Source organism: Halopseudomonas sp., from assembly GCF_038130085.1.
Taxonomy (GTDB): Bacteria; Pseudomonadota; Gammaproteobacteria; order Pseudomonadales; family Pseudomonadaceae; genus Halopseudomonas.
The window spans coordinates 15,610-28,688 of sequence record NZ_JAYPMU010000033.1 but is presented as its reverse complement, the minus strand read 5'-3'; the positions used below and the strand labels follow the sequence as shown (position 1 = coordinate 28,688).

Annotated in this window: 12 protein-coding genes; 5 read left to right on the top strand and 7 right to left on the bottom strand. The window is 61.8% G+C overall.

All coding sequences use genetic code 11. The annotated features are described in order from the left end of the window. Positions 1 to 244: 244 nt before the first annotated feature. Positions 245 to 2,368, bottom strand: coding sequence for a methyl-accepting chemotaxis protein (locus tag AAFM31_RS16655; protein WP_341709025.1), 2,124 nt, complete (start codon positions 2,366 to 2,368; stop codon positions 245 to 247). A 259-nt stretch (positions 2,369 to 2,627) separates the two neighbouring features. Beyond that, complete coding sequence (locus tag AAFM31_RS16650; RefSeq protein ID WP_341709024.1) at positions 2,628 to 3,647, bottom strand: cyclase family protein; 1,020 nt, start codon at positions 3,645 to 3,647, stop codon at positions 2,628 to 2,630. Positions 3,648 to 3,824: 177 nt separating this feature from the next. Between AAFM31_RS16650 and AAFM31_RS16645 the strand changes: the two genes are divergently transcribed. After that, positions 3,825 to 4,622 carry an undecaprenyl-diphosphate phosphatase gene (locus AAFM31_RS16645; protein ID WP_341709023.1) on the top strand — a complete coding sequence of 266 codons (798 nt, stop codon included), beginning with the start codon at positions 3,825 to 3,827 and terminating at the stop codon, positions 4,620 to 4,622. On the opposite strand, the gene AAFM31_RS16640 is transcribed toward AAFM31_RS16645, so the two are convergent. Beyond that, the gene (locus tag AAFM31_RS16640; protein WP_341709022.1) at positions 4,602 to 5,282 is read right to left on the bottom strand and encodes a cupin domain-containing protein; all 681 of its coding nucleotides are present in this window, start codon (positions 5,280 to 5,282) and stop codon (positions 4,602 to 4,604) included. The genes AAFM31_RS16645 and AAFM31_RS16640 overlap by 21 nt on opposite strands. Next, positions 5,275 to 7,542 (bottom strand): EAL domain-containing protein, encoded by a 2,268-nt coding sequence (locus AAFM31_RS16635; RefSeq protein WP_341709021.1) that lies wholly within the window; start codon positions 7,540 to 7,542, stop codon positions 5,275 to 5,277. Before AAFM31_RS16635 ends, AAFM31_RS16640 begins: the two co-directional genes overlap by 8 nt. Before the next feature lie 150 nt (positions 7,543 to 7,692). On the opposite strand from AAFM31_RS16635, the gene desA reads away from it, so the two are divergent. Further along, positions 7,693 to 8,877, top strand: coding sequence for a delta-9 fatty acid desaturase DesA (gene desA / locus AAFM31_RS16630; RefSeq protein WP_341709020.1), 1,185 nt, complete (start codon positions 7,693 to 7,695; stop codon positions 8,875 to 8,877). A gap of 89 nt (positions 8,878 to 8,966) precedes the next feature. Next, complete coding sequence (locus AAFM31_RS16625) at positions 8,967 to 9,857, top strand: peptidoglycan DD-metalloendopeptidase family protein (RefSeq protein ID WP_341709019.1); 891 nt, start codon at positions 8,967 to 8,969, stop codon at positions 9,855 to 9,857. Positions 9,858 to 9,945: 88 nt separating this feature from the next. On the opposite strand, the gene rpmG is transcribed toward AAFM31_RS16625, so the two are convergent. From rpmG to radC, 3 genes are all read right to left on the bottom strand, one after another. Beyond that, positions 9,946 to 10,101: a 50S ribosomal protein L33 gene (gene rpmG / locus AAFM31_RS16620; protein WP_083723973.1), complete on the bottom strand. Its 156-nt coding sequence runs from the start codon at positions 10,099 to 10,101 to the stop codon at positions 9,946 to 9,948. Positions 10,102 to 10,112: 11 nt separating this feature from the next. Continuing rightward, complete coding sequence (gene rpmB, locus AAFM31_RS16615; RefSeq protein WP_088275752.1) at positions 10,113 to 10,349, bottom strand: 50S ribosomal protein L28; 237 nt, start codon at positions 10,347 to 10,349, stop codon at positions 10,113 to 10,115. Between the two features lie 199 nt (positions 10,350 to 10,548). Beyond that, the gene (gene radC, locus AAFM31_RS16610; protein WP_341709018.1) at positions 10,549 to 11,223 is read right to left on the bottom strand and encodes a DNA repair protein RadC; all 675 of its coding nucleotides are present in this window, start codon (positions 11,221 to 11,223) and stop codon (positions 10,549 to 10,551) included. Between the two features lie 144 nt (positions 11,224 to 11,367). On the opposite strand from radC, the gene coaBC reads away from it, so the two are divergent. Beyond that, the gene (gene coaBC / locus AAFM31_RS16605) at positions 11,368 to 12,588 is read left to right on the top strand and encodes a bifunctional phosphopantothenoylcysteine decarboxylase/phosphopantothenate--cysteine ligase CoaBC (RefSeq protein ID WP_341709017.1); all 1,221 of its coding nucleotides are present in this window, start codon (positions 11,368 to 11,370) and stop codon (positions 12,586 to 12,588) included. Between the two features lie 9 nt (positions 12,589 to 12,597). Next, positions 12,598 to 13,053, top strand: a complete 456-nt coding sequence (dut, locus tag AAFM31_RS16600) for a dUTP diphosphatase (protein WP_341709016.1) — start codon at positions 12,598 to 12,600, stop codon at positions 13,051 to 13,053. The last annotated feature ends 26 nt before the right edge of the window (positions 13,054 to 13,079 follow it).

Genomic DNA, 13,079 nt, shown 5'->3' with positions numbered 1-13,079 from the left:
TCTTCCAGGTTGCCGATTACGGCCTGGTTGCCGACCTGTTCGAGGCGGTACCGGAGCTGGAAGGCAAGCTGTAAGCTTCAGCTTGATGTAAAAAACCCCGGACTCGAAAGAGCCGGGGTTTTTTATTGCCTTCAGCATATTTGCGTAGGGGCACAGCATGCTGTGCCCGTGCTGTCTGCGGGGGTGTTTCGTGGGCAGCTATCGTTCCGTGCAACCGTCACCCCGGGCACGGCGTGCCGTGCCCCTACCGGTCGGCGCTGACCTGGAAGGTATCCGACAGCTGATGCAAACGTGACGCCGTTTCCTTAACCTGCCCCGAGCTGGCCCGCAGCGCGGTAATCACCTGGCTCATCGAGTGAGTTGCCTCGGCCACATGACCGGCCTGGCGACCATGCTCCTTGCTGTTGGTATCCATCACCGAGATCACCTCAAACAGCTCCTCAACGGTCTGATACAATAGATCGTTATCATCCGATGCACTCGCCGCCTGCTGCAGCTGCAGATCCACGTCGGCGACGCCGCGCTCCATCACGACTACCGTCTCCCGTGTCGCATCCCGAATGCTGGTAATCCCCTGACTGATTTCTTCGGCTGCCTTGGCGGTGCGCGAGGCCAGGGCCCGCACCTCATCGGCGACGACCGCAAAACCACGGCCGTGCTCACCGGCACGCGCGGCCTCGATCGCAGCGTTGAGCGCCAGCAGATTGGTTTGACTGGTGATATCGGTAATCAACGACACCATGCCGACAATCTCGCCGGTACGATTGTCCAGCACCTGCACGCTGGCAGCCGAGCTCTCGACGATGTCGCGAATCTTGCGGGTGCCGCTGGTTACGGTATCCAGCCGGGCACGCGCTGCCTCGACCACCGACGCCATATTGGCTTTCATCTGCGCCGCGGTTTCTGACGCGGCGTTTACCGTCTGCAGCTGCGCTTCAATCATGCCCAGCATCTGCTGAATGTTGCTGGTCACTTCCTCAGCGGTGTCGCTGGCCTGCTGATTGCGGCCGAGCATCTGCTCGCTGTTCTGCAACGCGTGGCGGCTGGCCTGCTTGACCCGGCCAACAATGGTATCGAGGTTGTCGATAAAGCTGTTGATCCAGCGACCCAGTTCGCCCGTCTCATCCGGCACCAGTCGGCTGGTGTCCATCCGTTGACTGAGATTGCCCTCGCCCTCGGCGATGTTACGGATGATCTCGGTCATGCGCCCGAGGCGGCGCGCGAGCTTGCGTGTGGCGCTCTGCCAGAACCACAGGCCAGCCAGCCCCAGCACGCCGACGTGCGCCAGGTGCTCCACCCAGCCGGTAAGCCCGACCTTATCGAAGCCCAGCTGGGCGACAAACACCAGCGCAGCGAGCACCCAGAAGTCCTTCATCAGGCTGTAGCTGAGCGAGCGATAGCGGTAGACCTCTTCAAGGTCGGCCTCGCACATCATGCCCCAGCGGTCGGGTGAGCCCGGCAGACTGAAGGTCACACCCTTGCCGATCACCGGAATGTGGCGGTAGTCGGAGTAACCGGGATATTTGACGTAGGTGTTTTCGCCGTTACGAATGGTTTCGCGCACGCCCGGGTGCAACTCGCCCGTTGCCGGGTCAGTAAAGCGCACCTCGAATTCGGTGTGCTCACGCACGCTGACCGTGCCCCAGGCTGTCTTGATTCCACTCTTGAGGTTGTCGCCATGACTGAAGGTGCTGTCCTCAAAGCGCGAACGGGACAGCGCCCGACCCGGCTCAATCGACGGATTGAAGCGCGACTCAACCATAAAGATGTAGTTGTCACCGGACTCCTGATAGATGTGCCCGGCCTCACGCTGAATCAGGTCACCCACCACGTCGTTGGGTACGCGTGCGCAGACGCATCCCATGGCTTCACCGTTCGGACCGTGCAGCGGCTGATAGAACATCAGGGTTACGGCGTCATGAAAGCTGGAGGTCGAAGGCCCCAACTGGCGGGTGCGCTGATCAATATAGGGGCCATGCAAAAAACGATGTTGCAGACCCGCCCGCACCGCCTGGGCGTCCAGCTGCAGCCCACTGAGCTGCCCCGCGCTACTCGCCAGCGCAGTCCCGTCGGCGCCGAGCAGCAACAACTCGGAGGCATCCGGCAGCTTGCTGCGCAATTTAACCAACTGCGCCTCGCTGGCCTCAGCGGCGCTGTCGCTCAACTGCTGGCCGATACCTTGCAGGCCTGCCCATTGGTTTTCGCACCACTGCTGCAGCAGTCTCACCCGCGTTGCCGCGAGGCTATCGAAGATCGACTCCAGCTGCGCGTAGCGGTTGCTGTTGACCCGGCAGGCCCAGCCCATGGCCAGTTTGCCGGTCGGCCCGAACCACGGCAGCCAGCGGCGTTCGGACGCTGACAGATTCATTTGATCGCTTTTCAGGCTCACTGCAACAACCTCGCTATTTGGAACGAATTGAGCCTAAAGCAATATTCGCACCAGAAAGCATGGCGCAGCGCCATCACGCCACTGTCACACCATGGTCACAAATCACGCGCACATACATCGCACCAATACAATGCACCCCTCGCACAATATCGGCGCGCTCGCACCAAAATAGCGCCGCTCCTGTCCAAGTGGTCAGGTTTAAGGTCGCAAATTCAAATATGGATGTCGCTCGCCAGCACTAGACCAGTGCAACCGGCGACACCGGCGAGCCGACCGCTCCGGGCAAACGCAGCGGCGGCGCCGTCAGCATAAACCGATTGCGGCCACTGGCTCGCAGATGCTCCGCCAGTTCGGTGAGATACCAGAGCTCGCCCAGATGCACACCCAGCTTGAACAGGCAGTGCTCGTGCAGCGGCAGCGCGGCGCAGCAGCCGTGCCCGTCACGCGCCGGATAGGCTTCCACTGCGTAGTTATCGGCGATCAGCACACTCAGGCCGCTATCGGTAATCCATTGCAGTAGCGCCGGATCTCGGCCATCGAGGACCGCACAGCTGGATTCCAGCCGCGCCGCATCGGGCTGACGCTCCATTTCCAGAATCACATCGGCAAACCCGGTATACAGACACACCATGTCACCCGGCTCCACGACCACGCCGTCTGCCTGCATGATCTGCTGCAGTCGGGCGTAGTCAACCAGCACCCGCTGCCGACCGCAGTGGCGCTCAAGATCGATCAGCACAGCACGGCCACTCACCGCCGTCTCAGCCATCTTTTCAATGCCCAGTCGCGCCGCGTTCACACCCTCCAGCGCGTCCTCGTGGCCGGACGGCCCGCAGATATGCTCACCCGCCTTCCAGCCGTTGTAATAAAGCGCTTCGGCGACCCCATCACCGTCAGCATCGAACAGCCCACCCACATGCGAGAGCGCATCCCATTGGGTCGAGTACTGGGTAAACAGCAGCACCGCGTCGTCGCTGACCACATCGGTAAAACGCGGATTGAGTCGTTGCAGCTCAAAGTTGTAGTTGAGCTTGTCGGCGCGCCCGGCAGTAAAACGGCGCGGCGGATGACGCAGGCGATTGAGCGCGTTTCCACCGGGGTAGTCCAACGGCAGACTGAGGCAGAAACTGCGCCCGTCGCGCACTTCAGCAACCCCCTGCAGCACCTTCTCGGGGGTCAGCAGGTTGAGACGGCCCAACTCGTCATCCGGGCCAAAGTCGCCCCAGTTGGAGCCTTCGGGTCGATGTTGCCAGCGCATGGGATTCTCCTTGTTGTTATGCATTGCCCGACAATGACATGACATACCCATCGGAACCATTGCCCGCAGCGTGAATCAACCTCCGTGTTGGCCGCGCATAATCATCGGGAGGGTCGCGCCAACGGCCTCCGGCGTGCTTTACTTGCGCCTTTTCCAACAGCGGAGCACGGGCTGACGATGGATTGGCTGCAGGTTTTCATTCTTGCGATTGTTCAGGGCATTACCGAGTTTCTGCCGGTCTCCAGTTCAGCCCACCTGATTCTGGTGCCGGTGCTGACCGACTGGCCGGATCAGGGCCTGGCGTTCGACGTCGCCCTGCACCTGGGCAGCCTGTCTGCTGTACTGATTTACTTCCGCCGGGACATCTTCGGCATGACCGTCAGCTGGGGCCGCTCGCTGGCAACCCGCCAGCTGGACGACGACGCTCGGCTGGCATGGGCGGTAATTCTAGGCACCATCCCGGTCGGCCTGGCCGGTCTTTTGCTGAAGGACACCGTGGAGACCGTGCTGCGTTCGCCCATCTATCTGTCGATAGGGCTGATCGCCTTTGGCTTGCTGCTGGGCTGGGCTGACTGGCGTCACCGCGGCAGCCGCAGTGAACACCAGATGAACTGGAAGGACGTCCTCTTTATCGGCTGCGCGCAGGCGCTGGCACTGTTCCCGGGCACCTCGCGCTCGGGCATCACCATGACCGCTGCGCTCATGCTCGGCCTGAGCCGCGAGGCCTCGGCGCGCTTCTCGTTCCTGCTGTCGATTCCGGTGATCGTGCTGGCCTGCGGTCTGGAGACCCTCGAGCTGATCGAAAGCAAGATCGCTGTCGATTGGCTGCACATGGCAGCGGGCGTACTGCTGTCCGGTATCAGTGCCTACCTATGCATTCACTACTTCCTGGCGTTCATCAAGCGGATCGGCATGCAGCCGTTTGTGATCTACCGCATCCTGCTCGGCGTGCTGCTACTGTGGGTCTTCCTCTAGACCGCGCAACGCGCCGAGCTTGAGCAGTAGCTGGCTGGGCATAGTCGCGCTCAGCCCCAGCTCGGACAGGCGGGTGTCGCGCAACCAGCTGTGCGCAGCGTGAGAGCGCCCCGCTTCGTCCAGCTCGCCACTCACTACCAGCAGCTCTCCACCTGCAACACCTGGCCAGTGCAGCACGGCGCCCGCCTCGCAGTCCAGCAACCAGGTCTGCTCAGCCCCATAACAATGCAGCAAACGCCCGGTAACACCGGCGCAGAAGGGCTCGGCGGCGACGCTTGCTGGGGTCAGGCGCACCGTCGCCTGATCATCTGCCGCAAACTGGTTGAGTTTGACGAAAATCAGGCAGCCCGGTGCCGAAAACGGCGCATGTTCAGAGCCCGCGGGACTGCGCAGATAGCTGCCGGCCGGATAGTCGCCGGACTGGTCGCTGAACACCCCGTCGAGCACCAGAATCTCCTCACCCGCCGGGTGCCGATGCACCGGAAAATGCGCGCCCGGCAGATACTCGACCAGACTCGTCACCTGACCGCTCTCTGGCGCCTCCCGCTCCAACTGCCAGCGCCTGATCGGCGCCTGCGTGGCTGCCTGCCATTGCTGATCCTGTGGCCCCACGCGGCAGGGTTGGCTGCGATCCATGCGCAGCGGCTGGAACTCAGTCATGCACGGTTCCTCCCAACAGGGTCTCAATCTCGCCAGCCGGTAAAGGACGGTTGTAGAGGTAGCCCTGCCCCAGATCACAGCCAAGCTTGTGCAACATCGACTGCTGCTCCTCGCTTTCAACCCCTTCGGCAATCACCTTCAACTGCAAACTCTTGCCCAGTGCGATGATCGCCCGCGCCATGGCGCTGTCACTGTCACTGCCGGGCAGGTCCGTTACAAAGCCGCGATCGATCTTCAGCTTGTTGACTGGCATGCGCTTGAGCCGCAACAGCGAGGAGTAGCCGGTACCAAAGTCATCAATTGCCAGCCCGACACCCAGATCGGCCAACCGGTCCAGCAGCAGCACACCCTCGTCACCGAAGTGCATTACCTCGTCTTCAGTCACTTCCAGCTCCAGGCAGCCGGCATCCAGTCCATGCCGGCGCAGCACGGTTGAAACGCTGCCGAACACATCGCCACGCTCCATCCAGTAACCGGACATATTGACCGCCACCGACTGGAACGGATACCCCGCATCCAGCCACAGCCGCAGCTGACGACAGGCCTCGTTGAGCACGAACTCGTCGATATCACTCATCAGGCCAGCGTTACGCGCCACCGGCAGAAACTCGTTCGGTGCCACCAGCCCCTGGGTCGGGTGCTGCCAGCGAACCAGCGCCTCAAGACTGACAAAGTGGCCGGTAGTGAAATCCTTCTGCAACTGATAGTAGACCTGCAGCTGGTTGTGCCGGATGGCCTCGTGCAGATCGGTCTCCAGGCTCAGTCGGCGCTTGGCCTGCTCAGTCAGCTCCTGAGTGTAGAAGGCATAGCCGTTGCGGCCGCGCTGCTTGGCCAGCGACATCGCCGAATCGGCATTTTTCAACAGCTCGGCGCCATCGGTACCATCCTGGGGAAACAGCGCCAGACCGATGCTGCCGGTCATGTGCAGCAATTGACCAGACAGCTCGAAAGGCGACTGCAGCAGGTGCAGAATGCGCTCGGCCAGCTTGCCCATCTCCTCCACGCCAGCGCGCCGCTCCACCAGCAGCGCAAACTCGTCGCTACTGAGGCGCGCCAGCGTGTCGCCATCCTCGCAAACCTGCAGCACCCGCTGGGTCACCAGTTGCAACAGCTGGTCGCCGGCACTGTGGCCGAGGCTGTCGTTGACGCCCTTGAAGCGGTCGAGATCGATAAACAACAGCCCGATGCTGGCTTCCTGCCGCCGCGAACGGGCGATGGCCGTGCTGAGGCGCTCATTGAGCAGCAGGCGATTAGGCAACTTGGTCAGCGGGTCATGATGCGCGAGGTAGTCGATTTCCTGCTGGTTACGCTTGATCACGCTCATGTCGGCAAAGACGGCCACATAGTGACTCAACTCACCCCGGTGATCCTTGACGCTGATAATGTTCTGCCACTGTGGATAGATTTCGCCGTTCTTGCGGCGATTCCAGACCTCGCCGGACCAACGCCCGGTGGCAAGCAGCTGCTGCCACAGATGACGATAAAAGGTACGGTCGTGGCGGCCGGATGCGAGCATCCTCGGCTGCCGACCAATTACCTCGGCCGGCTCGTAGCCGGTGATCTTGCAGAACGCGTTGTTGACGTCGAGGATGGTCTGATCAACGTCGCAGATCAGCATGCCTTCGCTGGTGCAATCGAACATCACCCCGGCCTGCCGCAGTCTCTGTTCACGATCAACCTGATCGGTGACGTCTCGCAGCATGCCGACCACACGCGTCGCACGGCCCTGCGAGTCACGCACTGCACGGCCGCCAACCTCGATCCAGATATTTTCGCCACCGGGCTGACGCAGCCGGTAGCTTACCTCCAGCCGCTCCGACTCACCGCGCAGGTGGCGGATCAGCTCCTGACGAGCGGGTTCGCGATCCTCCGGATGCAACAGCTGCAGCCACTCATCAAGCATGGCACTCTGCTGCGACAGGCCGAGAATCTCGCGGCCTCGCTGCGACAGGTACATCTCGCCACTGACGACATCCCAGTCCCAGAGCCCATCATTACCGCCGATCAGCGCGAGATTGAAGCGCTCATCGCTGCGCCGCAAGGCCAGCTCCTGCTGTCGGCGCCGGCGCAGGTGGTAACGCACGGAAAAGAACAGCAAAACACCGGTCACCAAGACGAAAGCGACGCCCTTGGCACTCTGCAGGCGCTGCTGCAAATCGGCGTCGAACATCAGCAGCAGATTGTCACTGAACAGGATCCAGGCGGTCGCAACGACCACATACGACAGCGTGACAATCCAGGCCCCGGAGTCGTATTTCATGCAGGTTTACCGGTGTCGTTCGTCAACATTTGGAAACTATAGCAGCCGCAGCGGGGCGACCCACGGTCATGTTCATCACACATCGGTTGGTCCATAATCGGCCCGAAACGGGCTATTTGTCCGCGTATTCTAACGAGGTAAAGCAGATTTATGTGGTACAACGGCATACTCAATTTGTCTGGGTGGCAGCTGCTGGCAGTCACACTGGTACTGACCCATGTCACCATCGTCAGCGTCACCGTCTACCTGCATCGCTACTCCGCGCACCGCTCCCTTGAGCTTCACCCGGCACTCAAACACTTTTTCCGCTTCTGGCTGTGGCTGACAACCAGCATGAACACCCGCGAGTGGACTGCCATTCACCGCAAGCATCACGCCAAGTGCGAAACCCCGGACGACCCGCACAGCCCCGTTCACAAAGGCCTGCTCACCGTGCTGCGCAAGGGTGCAGAGCTGTACATGGAAGAAGCGAAGAACGAAGACACCCTGCGTATCTACGGCAAGAATTGCCCGGACGACTGGATCGAACGCAACCTCTATCAGCGCTTCCCGCTGGCTGGCGTTACCCTGATGGCCTTGATCGACCTGGCCCTGTTCGGCGTGCTCGGCATGACCGTCTGGGCGGTACAGATGCTGTGGATCCCGGTACTGGCTGCCGGTGTCATCAACGGCCTCGGCCACGCTGTCGGCTACCGCAACTTCGAGTGCCGCGACGCCGCTACCAATCTGCTGCCGTGGGGCATTCTCATCGGAGGCGAAGAGCTGCACAACAACCATCACACCTACCCCAACTCGGCCAAACTGTCGGTCAAGAAGTGGGAGTTTGATCTGGGCTGGATGTGGATTCGCCTGTTCAGCCTGCTGGGTTTGGCCGAAGTGCGCCGCACCGCACCGATCGCACACAAGATCGCCGGCAAGCAGACGCTGGACATGGATACGGCCATGGCGATCCTCAACAACCGCTTCCAGATCATGGCGCAGTACCGCAAGCACGTGATCAAGCCGCTGGTACGCAGCGAGATCGCGCGCCTCGATGTCTCGCTGCACCATCTGTTTCGCCGCGCCAAGCGCCTGCTCAGCCGCGAAACCAGCCTGCTCGACGAACAGCATCAGGCCCGCATCCAGACCATGCTGGATCACAGCCAGGCGCTCAAGGTGATCTACGAGAAGCGCCTGGCGCTGCAGCAGATCTGGGGTCGCACCAGCGCCAACAGCCACGAAATGCTGCAAGCCCTGAAAGACTGGTGCCATCAGGCTGAAGAAAGCGGCATCAAGGCACTACAGGATTTCGCCAGCCACCTGCGCAGCTACTCGCTACGGCCGAATCTGGCCTGAGTCACAGCCGCTCTTCGTGCGGGTCGCCATGACCCGCACAAGGCGCTAGACTCAGCCTCTGCCAGCACGAATAACACAGGTAGCAGCGGATGCGCGCCTTAATACCCCTGACCCTGCTGCTGGCCAGCCCTCTACTGCTGGCCGGCAACATCTACAAGTACACCGATGAAAACGGTGTAACCACCTATACCGACAGGAAAGTCGAAGGTGCCCAGGTCATCGTTTTTCGCGATGCCATGGTCGAAAATGTCGACCGTGAAGTCTATGTCACCAAACAGCGCCATGCCGGCGGCGAAACCCTGATCGTGCACAACGACCTGTTCGCCCCCGTCGAGATCCGCCTGAGCATCAACAACGCCCGTAATGTCAGCGGCGCCCCTGCAGCACCGATCGACTGGGTGCTACCGCCACGCCAGCAAATCCGCCTGGTCACGCTGCAGCCCACCGGCAACGGCGAGCCGCACTACGACTACCGGCTGGAGCATGCCCTCGGCGACCCGCGTGCCCAGCAAACCCTGACCCATTACCCGCTTCCCTGGCGCGGCGGCCCGTTCCGCATGACTCAAGGGCCGGGCGGCCGCTACAGCCACAGCGGCCCCAAGGGCCGTTACGCCTTCGACATCGCGATGCCGGTCGGCACGCCGATCGTCGCCGCCCGTGCAGGTCTGGTCGTGAAGATCGAGAACAACCAGACCGGCCGCGGCAGCAACCCGTCCGGCAACTTCGTACGCCTGCTGCACGATGACGGCACCATGGGCGTCTACCTGCACCTTAAACGCGGTTCGGTGCAGGTCAGCGAGGGCCAACGGGTCAACCCAGGCCAGTTGCTCGCGCTATCGGGCAACACCGGCAACAGCACCGGCCCGCACCTGCACTTCGTGGTGCAGAAGAACGTCGGCCTGCAGACCGTCTCCATCCCCTTCGAGTTTGCCCAGCCGGTCAACAGCCTGCCGAACTTTGCCATTGGTGGCGAGCCTTAAGGGTTGCTGACGTCTGGTTTACCCGGCGCTAAATCACAGGCAACAAAAAACCCGCTCAAGGCGGGTTTTTTGTCAGCAAGCGAAGATCTTATTTGATCTTGGCTTCCTTGTAAGTCACGTGCTTACGTACGACCGGATCGAACTTCTTGATTTCGATCTTGTCGGGAGTGGTGCGCTTGTTCTTGTCGGTAGTGTAGAAGTGACCAGTACCGGCAGAGGACACCAAACGAATCAATTCACGCATGATGATGCTCCTTAGACTTTTTCGCCGCGGGCGCGGATTTCAGCCAGAACCGCGTCGATACCGCGCTTGTCGATGATGCGCATGCCCTTGGCAGTAGTGCGCAGACGGACGAAACGCTTTTCCGACTCAACCCAGAAACGATGGTACTGCAGGTTAGGCAGAAAACGACGCTTGGTTTTGTTGTTAGCGTGGGAAACGTTGTTCCCAGTAACCGGACCCTTACCGGTCACCTGACATACTCGAGACATGGTTAACCCTCTCCAACCACTTGCCCAACCCGAACTGGTTGGAAGCCATAAAAGAATCTGTTGTCCAGCCGGGGCGAGTGGATTTAACCCGCCAGAAATACACATTTCCAGGCGCAGCCCCGAGAAGAGCGGAGCTTTATACCAAAATGCGTCCGGGCAAGCAACGATTTTTCAATTTGTCGTGCGATTATCCGTCGCCTCATATCAGCCCCCGCTCCGCCATCGACACCGGTTCGCCATCACCCACTACCAGGTGGTCCAGCACCCGTATATCAAGCATTGCCAGGCTATCGCGCAAACGGCGTGTCAGCTGCAGATCCGCCTGACTCGGCTCGGCAACACCCGACGGATGGTTATGCGTCAGGATCAACGCCGCGGCATTCAGCGCCAGCGCTCGCTTGAGCACCTCGCGCGGATACACACTCGCGCTGTCGATAGTGCCGCGAAACAGTTCTTCGAAGGCGATCACCCGGTGCTGACTGTCAAGAAACAGGCAAGCAAACACTTCGTGCGGCAACGCTGCCAGACGGCTGCGCAGAAACTGCCGCACCGCGCCGGGCGAGGTCAATGCATCACCGCGCTTGAGATCTTCAAACAGGTGACGCCGTCCCATCTCCAGCACCGCCTGCAGCTGGGCGTACTTTGCCGGCCCAAGCCCGGCATGGGCCGAGAACTCTGCCAGATCGGCCTGCATCAGCGCGCGCAGACTGCCGAAAGCGGCCAACAGCCGTCGAGCCAGATCCACAGCGCTGCAGCCGGGCAGCCCGGTACGCAGAAAAATAGCCAACAGCTCGGCGTCAGACAGCACCTCGGCCCCCTGCGCCAACAGTTTTTCCCGCGGCCGTTCAGCCGCGGGCCAATCGGTAATCGCCATGCACTCTCCCTGTGCTGTCAAACCGCTCACAAACACCCATCGGGCAGCTCGCCCGCAAGCGCGCGACCTCGGCCGCTGTGCTATCGTAGCGGGCATTTCGCAGGCCCTCTAAAGGCCGGCTCGCAGCATGAGGGGAAGTTCACAATGCAGTCGTTATCCAACAAGCAGGTGGTACTCGGCGTCAGCGGTGGTATTGCCGCCTATAAAAGCGCCGAACTGATCCGCCGCCTGCGCGACGCCGGTGCCGAGGTGCGCGTAGTCATGACCAACGCCGCCCGCGAGTTCATTACCCCGCTAACCCTGCAGGCATTGTCTGGTCATCCGGTACACGGCGACCTGCTCGACCCCGCTGCCGAAGCGGCCATGGGCCACATCGAGCTCGCACGCTGGGCCGATCTAGTGTTGATCGCCCCGGCCACCGCGGACCTGATGGCGCGACTCGCGCAGGGCCGCGGCGATGACCTGCTGACCACTTTGGTGCTGGCCACCGATGCGCCAATTGCCATTGCCCCAGCGATGAATCAGGCGATGTGGCGCGACGCCGCTACCCAACACAACCTGAGCCTGCTGCTGCAGCGCGGTGTGCACGTCTTTGGCCCCGGTGACGGCGGGCAGGCCTGCGGCGACGTTGGCCCCGGGCGCATGCTTGAGCCGACCGACATTGCCGCCCGCGCCGCCGACTGCTTCCAGCGCGGCCTGCTCAGTGGCCGTCACGTGCTGATTAACGCCGGCCCGACCCGCGAGGCAATCGACCCGGTGCGCTACATCTCCAATCACAGCTCCGGCAAGATGGGCTTCGCTCTGGCCGAAGCTGCCGCCGAGGCCGGTGCACGGGTCACGCTGGTCACAGGTCCGGTCAATCTGCCCACCCCAGCCCGTGTGCAGCGGGTTGACGTGGTCAGCGCGCAGGACATGCTCGACGCCTGTCAGGCCGCCCTGCCCGCGGACCTGTTCATTGCCTCGGCGGCGGTTGCCGACTACCGACCCGATACCTGTGCCGATCAGAAGCTGAAAAAGACCCCGGGCAGTGACGACGGCATGACTCTGACTCTGGTCCGCAACCCTGACATTCTGGCCACCCTCGCAACCAGCGCGCAGCGCCCTGGCTGCTGCGTCGGCTTTGCTGCCGAGACCCAGGACGTGCTGGGCTATGCCCGCGACAAGCTGCAACGCAAGAATCTCGACCTGATCATTGCCAATGATGTCAGCCAGAGTGGGATCGGGTTTAATAGTGATGACAACGCGGTGACGCTGATCGATCGACAGCTCACCAGCACCAGCCTGCCGCAGGCCAGCAAGCAGAAGCTCGCCCGCGACATCATTAGCCGTCTGGCAGCCCTGCTGGACCAGCAGGACAGCAACTGAGGAGCCCTGATGCACGCGCTGCAAGCCAAAGTAATGGATCCCCGCCTCGGCACCGAGTGGCCGCTGCCAACCTATGCCACTGGTGGTTCGGCCGGCCTCGACCTGCGAGCCATGCTCGACGCGCCACTGACCCTGGAGCCAGGACAGACCGAGTTGCTGCCAACCGGCCTGGCCATTCATATCGCCGACCCCGGCCTGGCGGCGATGATCCTGCCGCGCTCGGGCATGGGCCACAAGCACGGCATCGTACTCGGCAATCTGGTCGGCCTGATCGACTCCGATTACCAGGGCCAACTGATGGTCTCCTGCTGGAACCGTAGCAGCAGCGCCTTTACCATCAACCCTGGAGAGCGCATCGCCCAGCTGGTGCTAGTCCCGGTCTTGCAGGCGGAACTGCAGATCGTTGACAGCTTTGATGACAGTCAGCGCGGCGCTGGCGGATTTGGTCACACAGGAACCCACTGACCGCGCACAGCGTCAGTGCAGGGAGG

Excerpts from the sequence above, each read along its gene's own strand:
- AAFM31_RS16655 (WP_341709025.1), bottom strand. The coding sequence starts at position 2,368 with ATGAATCTGTCAGCGTCCGAACGCCGCTGGCTGCCGTGGTTCGGGCCG.
- AAFM31_RS16650 (WP_341709024.1), bottom strand. The coding sequence starts at position 3,647 with ATGCGCTGGCAACATCGACCCGAAGGCTCCAACTGGGGCGACTTTGGC.
- AAFM31_RS16645 (WP_341709023.1), top strand. The coding sequence starts at position 3,825 with ATGGATTGGCTGCAGGTTTTCATTCTTGCGATTGTTCAGGGCATTACC.
- AAFM31_RS16640 (WP_341709022.1), bottom strand. The coding sequence starts at position 5,282 with ATGACTGAGTTCCAGCCGCTGCGCATGGATCGCAGCCAACCCTGCCGC.
- AAFM31_RS16635 (WP_341709021.1), bottom strand. The coding sequence starts at position 7,542 with ATGAAATACGACTCCGGGGCCTGGATTGTCACGCTGTCGTATGTGGTC.
- desA (WP_341709020.1), top strand. The coding sequence starts at position 7,693 with ATGTGGTACAACGGCATACTCAATTTGTCTGGGTGGCAGCTGCTGGCA.
- AAFM31_RS16625 (WP_341709019.1), top strand. The coding sequence starts at position 8,967 with ATGCGCGCCTTAATACCCCTGACCCTGCTGCTGGCCAGCCCTCTACTG.
- rpmG (WP_083723973.1), bottom strand. The coding sequence starts at position 10,101 with ATGCGTGAATTGATTCGTTTGGTGTCCTCTGCCGGTACTGGTCACTTC.
- rpmB (WP_088275752.1), bottom strand. The coding sequence starts at position 10,349 with ATGTCTCGAGTATGTCAGGTGACCGGTAAGGGTCCGGTTACTGGGAAC.
- radC (WP_341709018.1), bottom strand. The coding sequence starts at position 11,223 with ATGGCGATTACCGATTGGCCCGCGGCTGAACGGCCGCGGGAAAAACTG.
- coaBC (WP_341709017.1), top strand. The coding sequence starts at position 11,368 with ATGCAGTCGTTATCCAACAAGCAGGTGGTACTCGGCGTCAGCGGTGGT.
- dut (WP_341709016.1), top strand. The coding sequence starts at position 12,598 with ATGCACGCGCTGCAAGCCAAAGTAATGGATCCCCGCCTCGGCACCGAG.